The 20,544-nt window shown below is 73.2% G+C and carries 12 protein-coding genes and 2 pseudogenes; 7 read left to right on the top strand and 7 right to left on the bottom strand.

Annotated elements, in window-relative coordinates; genetic code table 11:
• Nucleotides 1-31: 31 nt before the first annotated feature.
• From ACWGKU_RS17840 to ACWGKU_RS17820, 5 genes are read left to right on the top strand one after another with little or no spacing between them, the layout of a single operon-like run.
• Complete coding sequence (locus ACWGKU_RS17840) at nt 32-6,349, top strand: type I polyketide synthase (RefSeq protein WP_452177837.1); 6,318 nt, start codon at nt 32-34, stop codon at nt 6,347-6,349.
• A 17-nt stretch (nt 6,350-6,366) separates the two neighbouring features.
• A complete protein-coding gene (locus ACWGKU_RS17835) occupies nt 6,367-7,236 on the top strand; it encodes a 3-hydroxyacyl-CoA dehydrogenase family protein (RefSeq protein WP_452177836.1) in 870 nt (289 codons plus the stop codon).
• A gap of 22 nt (nt 7,237-7,258) precedes the next feature.
• On the top strand, nt 7,259-7,540 hold the full coding sequence (locus tag ACWGKU_RS17830) for an acyl carrier protein (protein WP_401049832.1): 282 nt from the start codon (nt 7,259-7,261) through the stop codon (nt 7,538-7,540).
• Entirely contained in the window at nt 7,533-8,648 is a 1,116-nt protein-coding gene (locus tag ACWGKU_RS17825; RefSeq protein WP_452177835.1) for an acyl-CoA dehydrogenase family protein, read from the top strand. Before ACWGKU_RS17830 ends, ACWGKU_RS17825 begins: the two co-directional genes overlap by 8 nt.
• Nucleotides 8,649-8,683: 35 nt before the next feature.
• Nucleotides 8,684-9,784 (top strand): HAD-IIIC family phosphatase, encoded by a 1,101-nt coding sequence (locus ACWGKU_RS17820; protein WP_401049828.1) that lies wholly within the window; start codon nt 8,684-8,686, stop codon nt 9,782-9,784.
• 42 nt (nt 9,785-9,826) lie between these two features.
• Here ACWGKU_RS17820 and ACWGKU_RS17815 read toward each other — a convergent pair whose 3' ends face one another.
• Both ACWGKU_RS17815 and ACWGKU_RS17810 read right to left on the bottom strand, forming a co-directional pair.
• The gene (locus ACWGKU_RS17815) at nt 9,827-10,489 is read right to left on the bottom strand and encodes a class I SAM-dependent methyltransferase (protein WP_401049827.1); all 663 of its coding nucleotides are present in this window, start codon (nt 10,487-10,489) and stop codon (nt 9,827-9,829) included.
• A 116-nt stretch (nt 10,490-10,605) separates the two neighbouring features.
• On the bottom strand, nt 10,606-12,432 hold the full coding sequence (locus ACWGKU_RS17810; RefSeq protein WP_452191480.1) for a BTAD domain-containing putative transcriptional regulator: 1,827 nt from the start codon (nt 12,430-12,432) through the stop codon (nt 10,606-10,608).
• A gap of 722 nt (nt 12,433-13,154) precedes the next feature.
• Between ACWGKU_RS17810 and ACWGKU_RS17805 the strand changes: the two genes are divergently transcribed.
• Nucleotides 13,155-13,916: a thioesterase II family protein gene (locus ACWGKU_RS17805; RefSeq protein ID WP_452177833.1), complete on the top strand. Its 762-nt coding sequence runs from the start codon at nt 13,155-13,157 to the stop codon at nt 13,914-13,916.
• A gap of 161 nt (nt 13,917-14,077) precedes the next feature.
• Complete coding sequence (locus tag ACWGKU_RS17800) at nt 14,078-14,329, top strand: hypothetical protein (protein WP_452177832.1); 252 nt, start codon at nt 14,078-14,080, stop codon at nt 14,327-14,329.
• 295 nt (nt 14,330-14,624) lie between these two features.
• Here the strand turns inward: ACWGKU_RS17800 and ACWGKU_RS17795 are convergent.
• The 5 genes and pseudogenes from ACWGKU_RS17795 to ACWGKU_RS17775 all read right to left on the bottom strand — a co-directional run.
• Nucleotides 14,625-14,741: pseudogene (locus ACWGKU_RS17795) on the bottom strand (2-hydroxyacid dehydrogenase); the annotation flags it as partial.
• A gap of 81 nt (nt 14,742-14,822) precedes the next feature.
• A pseudogene (locus ACWGKU_RS17790) lies at nt 14,823-14,980 on the bottom strand (VOC family protein); the annotation flags it as partial.
• Between the two features lie 95 nt (nt 14,981-15,075).
• Entirely contained in the window at nt 15,076-16,260 is a 1,185-nt protein-coding gene (locus ACWGKU_RS17785; protein WP_452177831.1) for a macrolide family glycosyltransferase, read from the bottom strand.
• Nucleotides 16,261-16,354: 94 nt separating this feature from the next.
• Nucleotides 16,355-17,647: a hypothetical protein gene (locus tag ACWGKU_RS17780; protein WP_401049186.1), complete on the bottom strand. Its 1,293-nt coding sequence runs from the start codon at nt 17,645-17,647 to the stop codon at nt 16,355-16,357.
• Between the two features lie 1,377 nt (nt 17,648-19,024).
• Nucleotides 19,025-20,026 (bottom strand): site-specific integrase, encoded by a 1,002-nt coding sequence (locus tag ACWGKU_RS17775; RefSeq protein WP_452177830.1) that lies wholly within the window; start codon nt 20,024-20,026, stop codon nt 19,025-19,027.
• Nucleotides 20,027-20,544 lie beyond the last annotated feature (518 nt).

Raw genomic sequence — 20,544 nt, 5'->3', positions numbered from 1 at the left:
CCGACAGCCGCAGAAGGAGAAGTCCAACCCCATGCCCACCGACACGGACCAGGTGGTGGCCGCCCTGCGCGCCTCGCTGGTGGACAACCAGCGCCTGCGGCAGGAGAACCGACGGCTCCGCGACGACTCCGCCGAGCCCATCGCCATCGTGGCGATGAGCTGCCGCTACCCCGGCGGCGTACGCACCCCGGAAGACCTGTGGGAGCTGCTGGTCAAGGAACGCGACGCGGTCTCGCCGTTCCCCACCGACCGCGGCTGGGACGTCGAGGGCGGCTTCGACGCCGACCCCGACGCCCCCGGCACCTTCTACGTCCGGGAAGGCGGCTTCCTCCACGACGCGACCGGCTTCGACCCCGGCTTCTTCGGTATCTCGCCGCGCGAGGCCCTGGCCATGGACCCGCAGCAGCGGCTGCTGCTGGAAGCGTCCTGGGAAGCGGTGGAACGCGCGGGCATCGACCCGACGACCCTGCGCGGCAGCCGCACCGGCGTCTACACCGGAGTGATCTACAGCGAATACGGGTCCCGGCTCGGCCGGGTGCCCGACGAAGTGGAAGGCTTCCTCGGCACCGGCACCATCCCCAGCGTCGCCTCGGGCCGGATCGCCTACACCCTGGGCCTGGAAGGCCCGGCGGTCACCCTGGACACCGCCTGCTCGTCCTCCCTGGTCGCCGTCCACCTCGCCTGCCAGGGGCTGCGCTCCGGCGACACCACCCTCGCCCTGGCCGGTGGGGTGACTGTGATGTCCACCCCCGGCCTGTACGTCGGATTCAGCCGCCAGCGCGGCCTGGCACCCGACGGACGCAGCAAGTCCTTCTCGTCCGCGGCGGACGGAGCCGGGTTCGGGGAGGGCCTGGGCCTGCTCCTGCTGGAACGGCTCTCGGACGCCCGGCGCGCGGGGCACCCCGTCCTGGCCGTCATCCGCGGCTCGGCCGTCAACCAGGACGGCGCCAGCAACGGGCTGACCGCCCCGAACGGGCCCGCGCAGCAGCGCGTCATCAACGGGGCGCTCGCCCGTGCCGGACTCGACCCGTCCGAGGTCGACATGGTGGAGGCGCACGGCACCGGCACTGTCCTCGGCGACCCCATCGAGGCGCAGGCGCTCATGGCCACGTACGGGCAGGACCGGCCCGCCGGGCGGCCGTTGCGGCTGGGCTCGCTGAAGTCCAACCTGTCCCACACCCAGGCCGCCGCGGGAGTCGGCGGGGTGATCAAGTCGGTGCTCGCGATGCGGCACGGCGTGATGCCGCGCACCCTGCACGTCGACTGTCCCTCGCCCCAGATCGACTGGACCGAGGGAGCCGTCTCCCTGCTCACCGAGGCCGCCCCCTGGCCGGAGACGGGACGTCCGCGCCGGGCCGGGGTGTCCTCCTTCGGCGCCAGCGGCACCAACGCCCACGTCATCCTCGAACAGGCCCCGGCCGACCCGGCAGCTCCCGACGGGCCCGCCACGCCGGAACCCGTGCCCGCCGCCGTCCCCTGGGTCCTGTCGGCGCGTACTCCGGACGCGCTGCGCGCCCAGGCGACGGCGCTGTACGAGCGGGTGGTGGCGGAACCGGGCCTGAGCGCGACGGATGTCGGCCATTCGCTGGCGGCGGGGCGTTCGCGGTTCGCGGAGCGCGCGGTGGTGGTGGGGGCGGGCCGGGGCGAGCTGCTGGCCGGTGTCGCCGCCCTGTCGCGGGGCGTGCGTGCGGCGGGCGTGACGGTCGGCAGCGGGCTGCCCCCGGGCCGTTCGGTGTTGGTGTTCCCGGGCCAGGGTTCGCAGTGGGTGGGGATGGCCGTAGAGCTGCTGGCCGAATCGGAGGTGTTCGCGGGGCGGATGGCCGAGTGCGAGCGTGCGCTGGCGCCTTACGTCGACTGGTCGTTGGCGGAGGCGCTGGGCTCGGAGCGGTTGCTCGCCCGGGTCGACGTGGTGCAGCCGGTGCTGTGGTCGGTGATGGTGTCGCTGGCGGAGGTGTGGCGTGCGTTCGGGGTCGTTCCGGACGCGGTGGTGGGCCACTCGCAGGGCGAGATCGCCGCCGCGGTGGTGGCGGGTGGCCTGAGCATCGACGACGGGGCGCGGGTGGTGGCGCTGCGTTCCCGTGCGGTGGGGGCGTTGGCGGGCCGTGGCGGGATGGCGTCGGTTCCCCTGCCGGTGGACGTGGCACGGGAGCGCATCGCCCCGTGGGCGGGCCGGCTCTCGGTGGCGGCGGTGAACGGCCCGTCGTCGGTGGCGGTGTCGGGCGACGCCGACGCGGTCACGGCCCTGGTGGAGGAACTCCTGGAGGAAGGGGTGTGGGCGACTCGCATCGAAACCGACTTCGCGTCGCACTCCTCGCACGTGGAGCAGATCCGCGAGCGCCTGCTCTCCGACCTGGACGGGATCACCCCCCTCGCGGGTGCGGTGCCGTACTACTCCAGCGTGACCGGCGGTCTCCTGGACACGAAGTCCCTGGGCGCCGCGTACTGGTACCGCAACCTCCGGCAGACCGTCGAGTTCGAGCGGGCGACCCGCTCGCTCCTCGCGGCCGGGCACCGCGTCTTCATCGAGTCCGGCCCCCAGCCCGCCCTGATGTACGCGATCGAGGACACGGCCGCCGACGCGGGCGCCCCGGAGACGCTGGTGCTCGACACCCTGCGGCGCGGGGCCGGAGGGCTCCGCCGACTCCAGCTCGCGCTCGCCGAGGCACACGTCCGGGGCCTGCGCGTCGCCTGGGAGCGACTGTTCGCGGGAACCGGTGCCCGGCGGGTGGACCTGCCCACCTACGCCTTCCAACGACGCCGCTACTGGCTGGACGCCCTGCCGGCCGACCGGGACCAGGCGGCCACCGGCCAGTCCGCCGCGGACCACCCGCTGCTCGGTGCCGCGGTCGAACTGCCCGACGACGCGGGCACCCTCTTCACCGGCCGGCTCTCCTCGGCCACCCACCCCTGGCTCGCCGACCACGCCGTGGCCGGAGCCGTGATCCTGCCCGGCGCGGCCCTCGTGGAGCTGGCCGCGCACGTGGGCCGCCGCCTCGGCTGCGCCCTCGTGGAGGAGCTGACCCTCGCCGCCCCGCTGCTGCTGCCCGACGATCAGGCCGTGCAACTGCGCGTACGGGTGGGCGCCGAAGACGGCACGGGACGGCGCCCGGTGGAGTTCCACTCCCGGCCCGAGGCCGCCCCCGGCTCCGCCGACCGGCCCTGGACCCGGCACGCGACCGGCGCGGTCGGCCCCCGGGACCCCTCGGCCGACCGGGACGGCACGACCGAACCGGCCGGCACGTGGCCCCCGCCCGACGCGGTCCCCCTCGACGTGGACGAACTGTACGGGCTGCTCGAAACCCGGGGCGTCGCCTACGGCCCGGCGTTCCGGGGCCTGCGCGCCGCATGGCGCACCGCAGACGCGATCCACGCCGAAGTGGCCCTGCCCGACGGCCTCCCCGCCGGCGGAGCGGGCGGCTTCGGCGTGCACCCGGCCCTCCTGGACGCGGCCCTCCAGACGACCGGTCTGCGCGAAGGCGCCGCGACTGCGGAGCCCGCCGACGGCGTCCCCCTGCCGTTCTCCTGGCAGCGCGTCGCGATCGAAACCTCCGACGCGCCGGTCCTGCGCGTCCGGCTGCGCCCCGACGGCCCGGACGCCGTCACCGCGCGGATCACCGATCCCTCGGGGCGCACGGTGGCGACGGTCGGCTCGCTCACCCTGCGCACGGCGTCCACCGCCGCACTGCGGTCGTCCTCCGGCTCCGTCTTCCACGTCGGCTGGACGCCGGTCACCGCCGGGCCCGGCCCGCGCCCGGTCACCCGCTGGGGCCTCCTCGGCCCGCAGGACGAGCGGCTGCTGCCGGCCGCCTTCCCCACCGAACCCCCGTCCGCGACACCCGACGCGGTGCTGCTGACCTGCCCCCCGTCCACCGACACCGTGACTGCGGACGCCCCCGCCCGGGACGCGGACCCCGCGGCGGTGCACGCGGTCGCGTCCGGGGTCCTGGACCGCCTCCAGGCCCACCTGGCCGACGACACCGCCGCCCGTACGCCCCTGGTGGTGCTCACCCGGGGCGCGACCGGCCCGACCGGCGCGCAGCCGCAGCCGGCGGACCCTGGTGCGGCGGCCGTCTGGGGCATGCTCCGAGCCGCTCAGCTCGAACACCCCGACCGGTTCGTGCTGCTGGACACCGAAGGGCCGGACCCGGACGGTCTCGGTGACGCGCTCGCCGAGCTCCTCGCCACGGGCGAACCACAGGCGGCCCTGCGCGGTGGCGTCCTGTACGCGCCCCGACTGATACGGCCGCCGGTCACCATCGCCACGGCCACCGCCACGGCCACGGCCACCGCCACCCGGCAGGCCGGCCCGTTCGGGCCGTCCGAAGGGACGGTACTGGTGAGCGGGGGCGGTGCTCTCGCGGCCGTCCTGGCGCGCCATCTGGTCGCCGCGCACGGGGTACGCCACCTCCTCGTGCTGAGTCGCCGCGGCGCCGACGCCCCCGGCATGCCGGAGCTGACGGCGGAGCTGGCCGAGGCCGGAGCCGAACTGGCCGCCGTCAGCTGTGATGTGTCCGACCGTCAGGCACTGGCCGCCGCCCTGGCGGCCATCCCCGAACGCCATCCGCTGTGCGCCGTGGTCCACACCGCCGGAGTGCTCGACGACGGTCTGCTGGACGGGCTGACGGGGGAGCGGATGACCGCCGTCCTGCGGCCCAAGTTCGACGCCGCCCGGCACCTCGACCAGCTGACGCGCGGAGCGGACCTGTCCGCGTTCGTCGTCTTCTCCTCCGCCGCGGGCGTGCTGGGCAGCCCCGGCCAGGCGTCCTACTCGGCCGCCAACGCCGCGCTCGACGCCCTCATCGCGGAACGCCGACGGCTCGGGCTCCCCGGCCTGTCCCTGGCCTGGGGCCCCTGGGAGCGGGTGAGCGGGATGACGGCCGAGCTCGGCGGCGCCGAACGGCGGCGCATCGACCGGCGCGGCGCCCGCGGCCTCTCCGACGAGGAGGCCATGGCCCTGCTGGACACGGTGTGCGCCGCGGAAGCCGCCCCGCCGGGAGACGGGAGCCCCGTCGTCCTGGCCCACCTCGACCTCACCGTGTACGGCGACGGCCCGGTGCACCCGATGCTGCGCTCCCTGGTCCGGCGCAGCCCGACCGCGACGACCGGAGCGAAGGGGACGCCGACCGCCGCCGCGGCGCTGCGGCAACGGCTCGACGCCGCCGCCGACGTACAGGAACGCGGGCTGGTCCTGCTTGACATCGTCCTCGCCCAGGCCGCCGAAGTCCTCGGCCACACCGACTCCGGGGCGCTGTCCGCGACGGTGCCCTTCCTCTCCGTCGGATTCGACTCGTTGACCGCGGTCGAGCTCCGCAACCGGCTGGCCGCCGCCACCGGACTGCGGTTGCGGCCCTCCGCCGTCTTCGACAGCGGCACCCCCGCCGCGCTCGCGGCGCGCCTCGCCGCCGAGGCCCCGAGGGACAACACCCCTCGGCCCGAAGCGGCACCCGCAACCGGAACCGCCGCAACCGGAACCGCCGCAACCGGAACCGACACCGCCGACACCGACCCGGTGAGCGTGCTGTTCCGCCGGGCCTGCGCACTCGGCCGGATCGACGAGGGCATCGCCCTGCTCAAGCACGCCTCCGCCCTGCGCCCGGCCTTCCCCAGCGGCAGCGACCTCGCGGCCGCCGGCACCGGCCCGCGGCTGCTGCGCCTGAACGAGCGCGCCGACGCCCCCGTACTCGTCTGCTTCGGCTCCATCGTCGCCCTCGGCGGTGCCCACCAGTACGCCCGCTTCGCGGCCCGCTTCCGGGACCGCTACGCCGTCGCCGCCCTGGACGCCCCCGGATTCACCCCCGAGGAGGAACTGCCCGCCGACATGTCGGCCCTGCTGGACTTCCAGGCGACGACACTGCTCCGGGAACTGCCCGGACGGACGCTCGTCCTGGCCGGCTCCTCCTCCGGCGGCACGCTCGCCCACGGAGTGGCCGCCGCGCTGGAGCAGCGCGGCGAGGGCCCGGCGGCCGTGGTGCTGCTGGACACCTACCTCTCCGACAACGAAGGCATCACCCAGTTCAACGACGTCCTGCTGGGCGGCATGTTCGACCGCGAGGACCGGGCGGCACCGATGGACGGGACCAGGCTGACCGCGATGGGCGGCTACTTCCGTCTGCTCGACGACTGGAACCCCCCGGCGGTCCGCGCCCCGCTGCTGCTGGTCCGCGCCTCCACCCCGCTCGGCCGCCCGTCCGCCGAAGCCGGTGACTGGCGCTCGTCCTGGGCCGGTGCCGACACCGTCGTCGACGTTCCCGGAGACCACTTCTCGATCATGGAACGGCATGTCGCGACCACCGGCGACGCCGTCGCCGACTGGCTCGGCACCACCCTCCGCACCCCCGAAGACCTGTGAAACCGAAGGAGAGCCCGTTGACCACAGCCCCGTACGACGATTCCCCCCCGCGACACGCCCTCACCGTGCTGGGAGCCGGGGTGATGGGCGTCGGCATCACTGTCCTCGCCCTCGGACACGGCCTGCCGGTCCACCTGGTCGACATCGACCGGGAACAGCTCGACCGGGCCGCGGACCTGATCGACCGCGACCTCCGGCTGGCCGAGCTGATGGGCGCCCTGCCCGCCGGGACGCCCCTCGGCGCCCTGGCCACCGGTACCTCGCTCAAAGCCGCCGCCGGAGCCACCGCCGTCGTCGAGGCGGTCACCGAGAACGCCGCGATCAAGGCCGCCGTCCTGTCCGAGGTCTCCGGACTGGTCCGGCCCGGAACCCTGCTGATCACCAACACCTCCTCGATCCCCGTCGACGAACTGGCCGGGGCCGTGGATCGGCCGGAGGATCTGGTCGGCACCCACTTCATGAACCCGCCCTACCTGATCGGCACCGCCGAAGTGGTCCGCGGCGACAAGACCGGGGACCCGGCGATGGCCGCCGTGGCGGCCCTGCTCACGGCGCTGCGGCGGCGGGCGGTGGTCGTCCGGGACGCACCCGGCTTCGTGACCAGCCGCATCCTGCACCCGATGATCAACGACGCGGCCCGGGTCGTGGAGGAGGGCACGGCGACCGCGGAGGACGTCGACGCCCTGATGCAGGGCTGCCTGGGACACCCCACCGGCCCGCTGCGCACCGCGGACCTGATCGGCATCGACAACCTCGTCGACTCCCTCACCGTGCTCCACGAACGCACCGGCGACGACGGCTGCCGCCCCGCCGAACTGCTGCTCCGGCTGGTCCGCGAGGGCAGGCTGGGCCGCAAGTCCGGGCGCGGCTTCTACGACTACACCTGATCACCCCGACAAGGAGACGGCCATGACCACAGCGAACACGCCCGACACCCACGACCTGGAGAAGGAACTGCTGGGATTCCTGGAGGGACACACCGGAACCGCCTGGGACGCCGACACCGACCTGTTCGGCGCCGGCGGCCTGTCGTCCCTGTTCGCCATGCAGTTGGTGGTGTACCTGGAGAAGACCTACGCCATCGCCGTCCGCGGCGCGGACCTGCGGCTGGACAACTTCCGCACCGTACGGCGGATGGCGGAGCTGGTGGACCGGCTCCGGGTGCCCGCCGCCGGGGGCCGGCATGAGTGAGGACCTGAACAGCGCCACGACCTCCGTCACCCTGCGGGTCGGCGACCGGGCGGGGGAGTGGGACCGGACCGGCCTCATCCCGCTGGACCTGCTCCGCGAACTGGGCGCCGAGGGCCGACTGTGCGCCGAAGTCCCGGAGCAGTACGGCGGCTGGGGGCTCAGCAGCATGCGCAGCGGCGCGTACACCGCCCACGTGGGCGGCCTCTGCAGCTCGCTGCGCAGCGTGATGACCTCCCAGGGCATGGCGGCATGGACCATCCAGCGCCTCGGCACCGCCGAGCAGTCGGCCGCCCACCTCCCCCGGCTGACCGGCGGCGGACTGGCGGCGGTCGGCTTCAGCGAGCCCGGCGCCGGCAGTGACCTCGCGGCGATGACGACGACCGTCCGCCGCGACGGCGACGCGGTCGTCGTCGACGGACACAAGAAGTGGGTGACCGCCGCCCACTACGCCGACCTGCTGGTCGTCGTCGGCCGCTACGAGGACGGCGCGGCGGCCGTCGTGGTGCCCGCCGACACGCCCGGCGTCCGGATCGAGCGGATCGCCGACCCGCTCGGCTGCCGCGCGGCCGGACACGCGGACGTACACCTCGACGGGGTGCGGCTGCCGGTCGACAGCGTCCTGGGCGGTCACGGACTGCCGCCCGCCCTGCTGGTGACGACCGCGCTGGCCTACGGGCGGATGTCCGTCGCCTGGGGGTGCGTGGGCATCCTGCGGGCCTGTCTGGCGGCGGCCACCGCGCACGCCTCAGGGCGGGAGCAGTTCGGCAGGCCGCTCGCAGAGCACCAGCTCGTCGCCGGGCACCTCGCCGACCTCTACACGGCCGAGCAGGTTGCCTCGCGGGTCTGCGAGCACGCCAGCCGCTGCTGGGACGAAGGGTCGCCGGACCAGGTGGCGGCGACCGTACTGGCCAAGCACGTCAGCGCGACGCAGGCCGCTCGGGGCGCGGCGACGGCCGTCCAGGTACTGGCCTCGGCCGGGTCCCGGGACGGGCACGCGGTGGCCCGGGCGTACCGGGACGCCAAGTTGATGGAGATCATCGAGGGCAGCAACGAGCTGTGCCGGCTGATGCTGGCACAGCACGCCCTCTCCGCTCCGGGGGCACGGTGAGCGGGCCCACGGTCGACGAGACGAGGAAGGACGGCATGGTCGAGATCGTCAAGTGCCTGGTCTGGGACCTGGACGACACCCTCTGGCAGGGCACCCTGCTGGAGGACGGCGAGGTGCACCTGCCGGACGAGGTGCGCAAGGTGGTGATCGAGCTCGACTCCCGCGGCATCCTCCAGTCCGTCGCCAGCCGTAACGACCACGAGCACGCCTGGGCCCGGCTGGAGGCGTTCGGCGTGGCCGAGTACTTCGTCCTGCCGGAGATCGGGTGGGGCCCCAAGTCCGAGTCGGTGCGCCGGATCGCCGACCGGCTGAACTTCGCGCTCACGACCATCGCCTTCGTCGACGACCGGCCCGCCGAACGCGCCGAAGTGGCCTTCCACCTGCCCGACGTACGGTGCTACCCGGCCGAGCAGGTCCTCGCACTCCCCGAACTCGCCGAGTTCACCCCTGCGGCCAGCACCGTCGACTCCCGGCGCCGCCGCCAGATGTACCAGGCGGGCTTCCGCCGCGAGGCCGAGCGGGCGGCCGCCCCCGGCCCCGACGAGGAGTTCCTGCGCTCCCTGGACCTGCGGATGCGCATCGGCCGGGCCACCGGCGAGGAGCTGTCCCGGGTCGAGGAACTCACCCTGCGCACCAGCCAGATGAACGCGACCGGGGTCCACTACCCGGACGCGGTGCTGCGCGGCCTGATCACCGACCCCCGGCACGAGGTCCTGGTGGTCACCCTCACCGACCGGTTCGGCCCGCACGGCGCGGTCGGCGTCCTGCTGCTCGAACGGCACCCGGGCCTGTGGCACCTCAAGCTGCTCGCCACCTCCTGCCGGGTCGTCGCCTACGGCGCCGGCGCGACCCTGCTGAACTGGCTGGCCGACGCCGCCGCCCGGTCCGGAGCCCACCTGGTCGCGGACTTCCGGGCGACCGAACGCAACCGGATGATGGAGATCGCCTACCGGTTCGCGGGCTTCGAGGGCTTGGACGAAGCCCCGTGCCCGTGTGCCGCCGCCCTCGCGCCGGCTCCGGAGGACACCGGACTCCAGCGCCTCCACCTGGTCCCCGGCCCGCGCGTGGTGTCCACCGTCATCAGCGTGGACGCACCCGACCTGAACGTGCCGGAAGGGAGCCCGGGAGCGTCGTGACCGCGGCGGCGGCCGGCGCTCCCGGGCTCCGGCCCGCCGCCCTCAGCGCTTGCGGACGAGTGTGATCCCGTCGGCCATCACCAGCAGCGACAGCTCCACCCGAGGGTCCTCGTGCAGCAGCCGGTTCAAAGCCCGGACCCCGGCGGTCTCCGGGTCCACGGCGGCCGGATCGGCGACCCGGCCGAAGAAGAGGGTGTTGTCGACCACGATCAGACCGCCGGTGCGCAGCAGCGCCAGCGAACTCTCGTAGTAGCGGACGTAGTTGCTCTTGTCCGCGTCGATGAACACCAGGTCGAAGCTCTCCGGCCCGCGCTCCGCCAGCAGCGCGTCCAGGGTCGCGGTGGCATCGCCGATCCGCAGGTCGATCCGCGAGTCGACCCCGTCCCGCTTCCAGAAGTCGGCGCCGATGGCCGGCCACCGGTCGTCGATGTCGCAGGACACCAGCACCCCGTCGGCCGGGAGCGCGCGGGCCATGCACAGGGTGCTGTAGCCGGTGAAGGTGCCGATCTCCAGCACCGCCCGAGCCCCCGTCAACCCGACCAGCAGGGAGAGCAGTTGGCCCTCCTCCGCCATCACCTGCATGGCGGTCCCGCCGGGCAGGTCCGCGGTGGCCTCCCGCAGCTCCCTGAGGAGATCGTCGTCACGGAGGGAGACCTCCCGGACGTAGGCGAGCAGGTCGTGGGTGGCTTCTGTCTGGTGGGCCATGGCGCTGGGGTCCTCTCGAAGGAGATCGGATCGAAGGAGATCGAGTCGAAGGAGATCGAGTCGAAAAGCATCGGGGGAAGGGGAACCGGGCCGCGGGGTGCCCGTCGCCGGGACGGTCACCCGGCGCGCATGTACGGGTGATCGTGCTGCCGTACGGCGACCGCCTGCGCCCGCTCGCGGGCGTACGCCCGCAACAGCGCGTCCAGCCGGTAGCGGCCCCCCGCCGGCTCACCCAGCAGATTCGCCTCGACCAGGGCGTCCAAGGCCTCCTCGGCCTGCGCCTCGGAGCAGCCGAACATCACCGCGACCCTACTGCTGGAGACCGAACGCGATCCGGCGGCTCCCAGCGCGGTGAACACCTCGGCCGGGTCGACCCCGGCCGGAGCCGTCCGCCGGAGCCCGGCGTGGTCGGCGTCGAGGCAGGGCCGGACACCGAGGTCGCCCGCGTACAGTTCGTCCAGCAGCCGCGGGGCGTCCGTGAGCCGCCGGGCGAAGTGCCCGATGGTCCAGTGCGGGCGCTCCAGCAGCCGGGTCCCCGCGATCCGGATCGCCAGCGGCAGGCCCGCGCAGACCGTCAGCACCGAACGGGCCGACCGCGGTTCGGCACCGACCCTGGCCGGGCCGACGATGCTGCCCAGCAGCTCCAGCGACCCGGCCTCGTCCAGCGGGCCGAGTACGAGCGGGGACGCCCCCTCCAGATCGGCCAGCCGCCGTCGGCTGGTCACCAGCAGCCTGCTGCCCCCACTACCCGGTATCAGCGGCCGCACCTGCGCGGCGCTGGAGGCGTTGTCGAGTACCACCAGCAGACGGCGGCCCGCGGTGAGCGAGCGGTAGAGGCTCTCCCGTTCCGACTCCTCCTCGGGTATCTCGTCCCGGGGCACACCGAGGTCCGCCAGGAACCGCGGCAGCACCGCCCGGGCGGTCAGCGGCTGTGCGGCTCCGCCGAGATCCGCGTAGAGCTGGCCGTGCACCGAGGAACCGCGCACGGCGTGCGCCGCTTGCAGGGCCAGCGCGCTCTTGCCGACACCGCCCCGGCCGGTCACCACCGCCGTCGCCACCATGCCCGCGGGCATCGTGCCGGTCGTGAGGAAGTGCTGCAGCCGCGCCAGTGCACCGGAGCGGGCCGACAGTGGCAGCGGCACCGAGGGCAGCTGCGCCGGGCTCGGCCAGCAGGACCTTTCCCAGGAGGCGGCCGGCGCCGGCGCGACGGCCGCCTCCTGGGCCTTCGCGGTCTGCTCCAGCGGGTCGGGCGCGCGGGGCCGGTCGTGGGCCGAGAGGATGTGCCGGTGGACGTCGCGCAGATCGGTGCTCGGCTCGGCGCCGAGCTGCTCGACGAGCAGCGCCCGGGTGTGCTGGTAGAGGTCCAGGGCCTCCGACTGCCGTCCCGAGCGGCCCAGCGCCAGCATCAGCTTGCCCACCAGGGCCTCGCGCAAGGGGTGCCTGCGCACCAGCCGTACCAGCTCCGGCACGACCTCGGCGTGCCGCAGCAGCGCCAGCTCCGCGTCGAACCGCATCTCCATGGTCTGCAGGCGAAGCTCCTGGAGGTAGCGGCCCTCCACATCGCGCAGCGTCTGCGACGGGATGTCCGCCAGCGGCTCCTCGCGCCACAGGGCGAGCGCCTCGGCCAGCTCGGCGGAGGAACCTTCCAGGTCTCCGCGCTCGGCCAGCTCCGCCGCGCGCCGGCGATGGGCCGTGAACTGCCCGAGATCGCTCTCGTGCTCGCCGAGTTCGAGGAGGTAGCCGGGCGCCCGGGTGAGGATCCGGGCGGAGGCGTGCTCGCCCAGCGACTGCCGCAGGCGCATCACATAGGTGCGGACGGTCGCGGCGGCACTCGGCGGCGGGGCGCCGTCCCAGACGTACTCGGCGATCCGGTCGACCGAGATCACCCGGTTGGCGTTGAGGAGGAGGGCTGCCATGACCACGCGTTGCCTCGGCGCCGACACGTGCACCTCGCGCGCGTTCAACCGGACGGAAAGCGGGCCCAGCAACAGGAAGTTCAAGGGGGAGTCCTCTTCATCGCACGACCGGTGGGCAAGACTGCCTCCAGCGTCTTGGGTGACCATGAGCGGGTCAACGCGGTCCTGTCGTATCTAGAGGTATTCCTAGAGCACAGGTCTTGCGCGCATGCCGGGTTTACGCTGCGCGGCACCGTCACAGTGGTCAGGACCAGGCCGCCCACCACGGCCCACCGGCCGCAGGAGCTCGTCGCCGCACACCACGCCGGAACAGCCCCTCGACGATCGCCCTGTTCTCCGGGCGGGCGACATGGAGGTCGCTGACGGCGTACAACCGTGCCATGAGGTGCCCTCGCCCCCTCGCCCGGATCCGCGGTGCGCGGTCCGGCCGGACCGTTGCTGCCGAGTCGGAGCCAAGTAAATCCCACAGGGTTGCTCCGCACTGCAACGTTCTTACCAATCGCCGAAGAAACGGCCGGTTTTGAACCCGGACATGAGTGCCGGATGCGCTCCGATGCGTACTTGCTGACATTCCCGGAGGCATGGCAGGCTGTCATATGCGACGCCCGTGACCCGCCGGTCGTCGCCGATCGGGGATCCCCGTATTAGTGCGTACCGGCCGGCCCACCGGTGCGGCGGGTGTCCGACGTGATCACCACACCCCGCCCGCCGGCACCACGCGGATTTCGCGAAAGGAATGAAAGGCCGACATGACCTCCCTCTCTTTGGACAGCGACCTGTGGTGCCGTCGCTTCCATCCCTCGCCGACGGCCACGCGCCGACTGGTCTGCTTTCCGCACGCCGGCGGCTCGGCGAGTTTCTACTTCCCGGTATCCGCCGCACTGCGCGGTCCGGTGGACGTCCTGGCCGTGCAGTACCCCGGCAGGCAGGACCGCCGGGAGGAACCCGGTGTCCAGGACCTGCACCGGTTGGCCGACGAAGTGTCCGAAGCGCTGCGCCGCTGGGACGACCTCCCCCTGACCTTCTTCGGGCACAGCATGGGTGCGCTCGTCGCCTTCGAGGTGGCCCGGCGGATCGAGCGCACGGGCGGTCGGATCGACCACCTCTTCGTCTCCGGTCGGAAGGGGCCGTCCGCAGACCGGCCCGGGCCCTCCCGCCCACTCGACGACGCGGGCATCGTGGCCGAGGTCAGGGCCATGAGCGGCACCGACGCCCGGCTCCTGGAGGACGAGGAACTGCTGGGGATGGTGATGCCCGTGCTGCGCGGCGATCACCGGGCGCTGGGGGCCTACCGGACCGACCGTGACGCCGTGGTCACCTGCCCGGTCACCGCCGTGGTGGGGGACCAGGACGCCTGGACACCGGTCCCCGAGGCCGGGCACTGGCGCGACCGCACGACGGCCGCGTTCGACCTCAAGGTCTTCCCCGGCGGGCACTTCTACCTCAGCAGCCGGGCGGACGAGGTGACCGGCATGCTCCGCGACCACCTCGCCGGTACGCCGCGCGCCTGAGACCGTCGACAACAGGGAAGGGGGACCGAGGAGTGACACTGTCAGCGACCTCTGAGGAGATCGAGCCCACGCAGCGGCCGCCGCGGTCCGGGCCCGCCGGCGACGCCCGTCCGGCAGTCGGGGGCCCTGCCGGCGGCGCGGGCGTCCGTCGGCTGACCGCCGTGGACGCCCGCATCCTGGAAGGCGTCGCGGTCGGCACCCCGACCGTCCGGCTGGCGGCATCGCTCTATCTGAGCCCGCAGGGCATCGATTACCGCATCGGGCTGATGATGCGCCGTTTCCAGGCTGCGAACCGGCCGGCTCTGGTCTCCCGGGCGCACTCCCTCGGTGTGCTGAGCGTCGGAGCATGGCCACCCCGCGTCCTCCCGGAATTCCTCGAGTCCCAGCAGAGCGCGGCGCGCACCGCTCCCTGATCTCCCCCGTGGGTTCCCTCCCGGAGGACGGGCCGAAAAATTCATTTTCCGAAATCGGAAAGTTCACTCCGCCGGTATGCTGTCGGATATGTTCCCAGACCCGGATATCGTATCGATATAGCGCCACGAGACGGGTTCCCGGGTGTCCGGTCTAACGCCGGATTCTGCGGCATTCTGCTGTCGGGCCCACTTCTGCTGCACTACGCTCGGGCCGTACTGGCACCCCTCCGTTCGCTCCGATTCACAGGAGCTGTCATGAGTTCGAGGTGCCTGTTCGGCGGCGTCGGGACCGAGCCATGCCGACGGTCGTCCTGTGGATGTCGTGGCCGAGCAGGCCGTCGAGGCGGAAGTCGAACCTGCGGGTGCGGGTGGTGGCGAGGGTGAGTCGGCGGTCCACGGCGAGGGCCCAAGCGCGACCGTCACCTCCGACATCCACACCCCGCGGGCCGGGCGACCTGGCCGATCCCGTCCCCATGTGGGGCTGACCCCCAAGACCCCGCCGCTCGGGCGGCTGCGCGCCCTTGTAGTCCTCCCACGTGGCGAACCCCTCCGGTGGCGGCACGACATACCCGAACACCTCGCCCAGAAACGGGCGAGGCGCTCGGGTTCCGCACAGTCGAAGGTGACCTGGAATTGCTTGATCGATGACATCGGCCCACCATGGTGGCGCGCACCGCCCACCGGGACCCCTGGGCGGCCGCTGATCGTTCCGCTTCTCGTCGGGGACGCCGGGCCCGGTGGTGGGATCAGGCCGTGCGCTTCAGGTAGGCCTCGATCTCGTCGGCGGCGCGGGTGGCACCGCCCGCTTCCCGGGTGAGCCGCTGCGCCTCGGCGCCCCGCTCCTGCACGGCCGCGTCGGCGGCCACCTCGGTGATCGCGGCCCGCAGCAGGCTCACGTCGGCCTCCGCCGGCAGCAGTTCCCGGCCGAGGCCCAGCTCGGCCACCCGCGCGGTATTGGCCGCGACGTCCGGCCAGGACGGCACTCCGAGTATCGGGCAGCCGGCGTCCAGGGACTCCAGCACGCCGCCCATGCCGCCGTGGGTGATCACCAGCCGGGCGTGCCGGAGCACCGCCAGGTGCGAGACCCAGCGGTGGACCTCGACGTTGTCCGGCAGCGGATCGAGGTCGGCCGGGTCCATCCCCTCGCCGACCGAGATGACGGCGTGCCAGGGCAGCTCGGCGAAGGCGTCCACGCACAGCCGGAAGAACTCCGGATGCTTGTTGTGCACGGTCCCCATCGAGACCAGCGCCACCGGCAGGCCGCTCGCCGGGGGCTGCCACTCCCCCAGGAAGGAGCGGTCCGTGAGGCACGGCCCGACGAAGGCGAAGCGCTCGTCGAAGCTTTCGCCGTGCGGCTGGAAGAACCGCGGCACGTGGACGAGGTTGAGGCTCTCGGTGCGCATCATGAACTCGTGCGCCGGCTCGTCGATGCCGTGCGAGGCCAGCAACTCGGCCATCCGGACGCCGAATTCGACCATCACCTCCTCGGTGAGCGGGACCGCGCCGTCCGCCTCCATCATCTGCTGCACGAAGGAGTAGGTGTCGTTGGAGGCGAAGAACGGCGTCGACTGGACGGCCGGGAGCCCCCAGGTGTGGGCCAGTATCCGGCCGGCCTGGAAGGCCACGGCGTCGTAGACCACCGCGTCGGGCCTGGCATCGCCGAACCACTCCTGGACCGCGCGCAGGATGGCGATGTTCTCGTCCAGGAAGATCAGCGGGGTGCGCCCGTTCTCGGGACCGCCCACGCTGCCCAGCGGCTGGGTGGAGTCGTAGCGCAGGTGTTCGGCGCCGACCTCGGCCAGGGCCTGGGCGAAGTCGTCGACGGCCGCGTAGGTGACCCGGTGCCCGCGGCGTACCAGTTCACCGACGACCGCCAGAGTGGGGAAGACATGGCCGTGGGCCGGGATGTTGAGCATCAGGATGTGGCTCACTGCTACTCCGTCGGTATCGGGAAGAGGAACGAGGGAAGAGGGAGGCACGAAGCGCGATTCGGGAAGGGAGAAGGGGCGAGGCAGGCCGCGCGGCTCAGCTGGGGTCCTGGCCCGGGCCGGCCTCGGGCTGCGGCTCGGACTGCTGCTCGGCGGCCCACTGGGCGCCCGCGATCTCCTCGGCGCTCAGCTGCCGGCGCGGGATCCAGGCGGGGACGGTGCCCTCCTCGTTGCGGCCTTTGTCGAGGATCGCCAGGTTGTGGTAGAAGTGCGCGCCTGCCAGCGTCCGGTCGGTCCCGCTCGGGCCGTGCGCGGTCGGCGGCTCGTGCTCCTCGTGGTTGAGGCCGTCGAGCAGCTGCTTGAGGAAGCCCATGCTCGTGGTCGGGTCGTCGAGCCGCTCCGAACTGCCGCCGTAGCCCGGCCAGTAGGAGGTCTGCAGGTCCTCGATCACGTAGAGCCCGCCCGGGACCACGTGCGGGAAGAGCGCGCCGAAGGCGGCGATGACGTCCGGGCAGTAGTGGCTGCCGTCGTCGATGACGATGTCGATCGGCCCGATCCGCTCGGCCAGCGCGGTGAGGAAGGCCGGGTCCGCCTGGTCGCCCTGGACGGTGTGGATCCGCTGCTCGCGCAGCGCCGTCTTGTCGTAGACGTCGACCCCGTAGACGAGGCCCCGCCGGAAGAAGCGCTTCCACATCCGCAGCGAGCCACCGCCCGCCGCCGGGTCGGCGTAGCCGCCGATCCCCAGCTCCAGAATGGTGAGCGGCCGGTCCCGCAGCGGGGCGAAGTGCCGGGCGTAGTGGTCGGTGTAGTAGTGCAGCCCCCACTTGTCCGAACCGTGGCGCAGCGACAACTCGGCCAGGTCGAGCGGCTGTTCCACCAAGCCGCGGAGCAGCTGCTGGACGACCGGGAAGGCCGCCAGTGCGGACATCAGCCGAGCCGGGTCCTCGATGCCGTGCCAGGTGATCCCGGGCGTGCGGTGGCCTGCGGTGTGCCGGGCGCCGAAGACGGCGCGGGCCAGGTCCAGCAGGTCCAGCTCGACGGTGGCGCTGGGCTCGTCGGCCGGCCCGGTGCGGTGCTCGGCCTTGGGGCCGGTCAGCAGGTGGTGCCGGAGCACCTGGCCGTCGAAGGCGAGCTCGAACTGCACCACCACCGCGGCGGCGGCGAGTTGCTCGCTCAGGTCGGCCCGGCTGACCAGTTCGTCCACCAGGTCGGTGGCCGTCTGCTCGGCGCCCGCCGACCTGATCACCGCCGCAAGCTGCTCCTCGGGCCCGTCCGCAGCCAGGATCAGGGCGCGGATCCGGCGCAGGTCGGTCTCATGCGGGTCCGAGTCGTGGCCCGACGGGCTGTTCACGTGCCGGCCGTTCTCGTGCTGTCCGGTGAGGGCGGTCATGCGTGAGCCTTTCCACGAGGGAGTCGAGAGGACGGGGAACGGATCGGGGCTTCTTCCAGGCCGGGGTGACGTCGTCGGTCATCGCCGGCGGCGGGATCTCCACCCGACCGGGAAAGAGAGCGTTGTCCACCACGATCGGACCGCCGGGCACCGAGTTCACGGCGGGACGCCGTTGCCACTCTCAGCTACTGGATCGACACGTCGTGAATCTAGGTGCGCATCCCTCCCGCCACAAGCACTACCTGGGGCCACGGGGCGCCGAGTGCGGGAAACGAGCCACAATCGGGGCACCGCTGTTCCGCATGTTTGAACCCGCCACCCCGGTGTCGTTCGTGGCAGCGGCGGAGTCGGTGATCGTCGGGCGACCGGGCCCCGGCCCCGGATCCACCGGCTCCCGCGGCCGGCCCCGGGCGGGACCGTCCCGCTCGGCCGGGTCGGCCCGCAAGGACACGAGGGGCAGTTCCACCCCATGACCAGTGACCGAGCCGCCCGGATCCGGCCCGGCCCCGAGGCCGGAGCGCCGCAGGTTCGGCTCCCGGGTCCGCACTGTGGATCGTGGCCGAGTACGACGCCGCCGGGAACGAGAAGGGCACGATCCCGCGGTGCGGCCTTCGCGTCACGTCCTCGCCCGCTCGGCGGAGTCCAGGATCACGCGAAGGCCGCAAGGTCGTCCCGGAGGATTCCCGGGCATCAGGCCGAGGTGGCCAGGTCGGCGAGCAGGTCCTGTTCCGCGGTGTCGTGGACGGACTCGTCGACCAGGCCGGCGACGACGGAGCCTCCGCCCTGTCCCACGGTCATCAGCCGGCGATGGGCCTGCCCTCGACCGAACTGGATGCCCGGCACGGAGGACGACCGCAGACAGTTCCCACGTTCACCACGGAGCCGATCGACGGGTGAGGTGCCCAGCTCTACCCCGGCAGCATCGCCACACCTACGCCGCAGACCTTCGGCGTGGCCTCCCCACCGATGAGTAGAGTCGGCTTCGGAGTCGATCACCGACACGCGGCGATCGCGTACTGCGTCCGGCCCAGATCCGCCAGGTTGGAGCCGGTCTCGTCATTACGGGGCGTCAAACGCTGGTTCCTCGCGTACACCTTCCCGTCTCGCCAGCCGGACCCGAACCGTCTGGCAGTTCCGGTCCGTCCCGGCGTTGTCGGGGTTGCCTACCCGCCCGCCTCGGCATCCCCCGAGACGAACTGCCCCCAGCTTCAACCAAGTTGCTACGACAACCGGCAGTGCAGGTCTCTCACCTCACTCGACTCCACAGCGCCTCGCGGCGCACCCACCCGCTACGAGAAGACCGCCACCGTCTTCCGGGCCGGACTCCACATCGCCGGCATCTTCATCTGGTCCGCCCGCTGATCCAAAAGATAGGACCTAAGCCTGTGCCGTTGCCTCGGGGCCGGCGGCAGGTGTCGGGGTGCGGCGGCGGAGGGTCGCACCGTCGGGGTCGGCCGGTTCGAGTGCGATGGCGCGGCGGAGCTGTTCCATGCGTTGGGGCACGGGGTGCCAGCCGGGTTCTGCGGCCATGTCGGTGTTGAGGTCGTGGATCGCGCGGGCGTAGGCGCGGGCGAGGCCGCGGAAGTGCAGGGGCAGGCCGGGGCGGGGGTGGCCGCTGGGGGCGATGCTCACCCACAGGGCGTCGGTGGTCTCGTTGCCCGGGCCGGCGGGTTGGGTGGTGTCGCGTGCGACGAGGTGGCCGCGGACGGTGAGCCAGTGGCGCATCGCGGCCCGGGTGGGGCCGGACAGGGCGACCGTTTCGGTGGCGGGCGTGGTGTGTGGGTTGCGGTGCTGGGGGAGGCGGGTGAGGCGGATCGTGCCGCGGTGCAGGTCGACGTCGTCCGTGCGCAGGGCGCAGAGTTCGCCGGCGCGGCAGCCGGTGTCCAGCACGGTGCCGATGATGGCGAGGATCCGGCTGCGGGAGTCGGACCGGCCGGGGCGGGCCGAGTGTTCCAGGTGGCCGAGGAGGATGCTGCGCGGGCGGGCGGCGACCACGGGCCGGAGCGCGACCCGCGGCGGGTCGCGCTCCGGGAGCGTGACGGCGATGCCGGCTCGGGCGCCGAGGATGCGGAGGCAGTCCTCCCGGACGCGCAGGGACGCGGCTGAGGCTTGGCCCGGTCGGGCGGCGGGCTTGCGCCGCAGCAGGCCCCGCTCGGCGGCGGCGAGGTAGTCGGCGAGGGTGTCCGGCGCGAAGAGCTGGGCGAGTGAGCCGGCGGCCGTGGGCACGATCGCGCCCCGCTCCAGGGCGGTGCGCAGTTCGCCGGCGACCCAGCGCAGCTGCTTCGCCCGGGACATGCCGGTCGGCGGTTCGCAGGTGCGCTCGACGAGGGCGTCCAGCGCGTCGACCGAGGATGCTGCTGTCGTCGGGGCGTCCGCCATGAGGTCACCCTAGCGTGGGGTCGGGGCGGGTCGCCGGGCTCTTACCGGGGGAGGGGGCTCGGAACGCCTCGCAGGAGGTCTCGGGTCTAATAACTGGCTTGAAGCAAGATCGTCGCCGGGGGTGCGGGCGGCATGGTGGCCGCTTTCTCCGGCCTGCCCCATTCCGGTGGTGACCGTCCTTCGGCAACCGGCGAGGGGGCGCGCCAGGGCATTCGTTGGTTCTCGCGGCGGCACCCGGCGATGACTTCCCGGACTCCGCGAGTGCCCCGGTCGGATCTGATGGGCCGTCAGCAAACGCGGCATGGAGTCAGCGTTGGTCCTGTCGGACGTTGTCGCGGATGGTCGAACCGTGTCATGCGTCGAGTGCGGAAGCGAGTGCCGACGAGGGCACTTCGAGGTGAGCGCAGGGGTACTTCGGGTCGGGGGGGGGGGGGGGGGGGGGCCGCCCGGGGGGGGCCGCCGCGCTCGCCGGGGGGGCGGCCGCGGCCGCCGCCGCCACCGCCACCGAGGCGATCAAC

Source organism: Kitasatospora sp. NPDC054768 (assembly GCF_053612025.1).
The sequence above is the reverse complement of the archived record's forward strand: the minus strand, read 5'-3'. Positions and strand labels throughout refer to the sequence as shown.

Bases quoted from the DNA above. Each gene is read 5' to 3' on its own strand.
- ACWGKU_RS17840 (WP_452177837.1), top strand. From the start codon at position 32: ATGCCCACCGACACGGACCAGGTGGTGGCCGCCCTGCGCGCCTCGCTG.
- ACWGKU_RS17830 (WP_401049832.1), top strand. From the start codon at position 7,259: ATGACCACAGCGAACACGCCCGACACCCACGACCTGGAGAAGGAACTG.
- ACWGKU_RS17825 (WP_452177835.1), top strand. From the start codon at position 7,533: ATGAGTGAGGACCTGAACAGCGCCACGACCTCCGTCACCCTGCGGGTC.
- ACWGKU_RS17820 (WP_401049828.1), top strand. From the start codon at position 8,684: ATGGTCGAGATCGTCAAGTGCCTGGTCTGGGACCTGGACGACACCCTC.
- ACWGKU_RS17815 (WP_401049827.1), bottom strand. From the start codon at position 10,489: ATGGCCCACCAGACAGAAGCCACCCACGACCTGCTCGCCTACGTCCGG.
- ACWGKU_RS17805 (WP_452177833.1), top strand. From the start codon at position 13,155: ATGACCTCCCTCTCTTTGGACAGCGACCTGTGGTGCCGTCGCTTCCAT.
- ACWGKU_RS17780 (WP_401049186.1), bottom strand. From the start codon at position 17,647: ATGACCGCCCTCACCGGACAGCACGAGAACGGCCGGCACGTGAACAGC.
- ACWGKU_RS17775 (WP_452177830.1), bottom strand. From the start codon at position 20,026: ATGGCGGACGCCCCGACGACAGCAGCATCCTCGGTCGACGCGCTGGAC.